The organism is Oleiphilus sp. HI0061 (assembly GCF_001635675.1).
Genome location: NZ_LWFE01000489.1, coordinates 1 through 696 on the forward strand (window position 1 = coordinate 1; position 696 = coordinate 696).

The 696-nt window shown below is 47.8% G+C and carries 1 pseudogene; it reads left to right on the plus strand.

Annotated elements, in window-relative coordinates:
- Positions 1-696: pseudogene (locus A3735_RS06475) on the plus strand (error-prone DNA polymerase); the annotation flags it as partial.

Genomic DNA, 696 nt, shown 5'->3' on the forward strand with positions numbered 1-696 from the left:
ATCCGTAAGACATTTTCCCTTATTCAACAATACCACCAACGAGACTTGAGCATCGCAGATATCACCCGTATGCAGGATGACCCAAAGGTTTATCAGATGATTCAGCGAGCCGACACTATTGGCGTGTTCCAGATCGAGTCTCGTGCACAGATGAGTATGCTGCCACGTTTAAAACCAGAAAATTATTATGACCTGGTGATTCAGATCGCTATTGTCAGACCCGGGCCAATACAGGGAGATATGGTTCACCCCTTCCTAAAGCGGCGTAATGGTGAAGAGAACATCGAATACCCTTCGGAAGCTGTTAAGGAAGTCTTATCCCGCACGCTGGGAGTACCCATTTTTCAGGAGCAAGTGATCAAGCTGGCTATGGTCGCCGCCGGATTTACCGGGGGCGAAGCTGATCAACTCAGACGCGCCATGGCCTCTTGGAAAAAGACGGGTAAGCTGATGCAATTTAGATCGAAACTGATTGAGGGGATGCTGGAAAGGGGCTATGAGCAAGCCTTTGCAGAACGGATTTTTGAACAAATCTGCGGCTTTGGAGAGTACGGTTTTCCTGAGAGTCATTCAGCTTCATTTGCCGTACTCGCATACGCTTCTGCATGGTTAAAGCATTACTACCCAGTTGAGTTCTACACATCCTTACTCAACAGCCTACCCATGGGTTTCTATAGCGTTTCACAGCTCGTACAA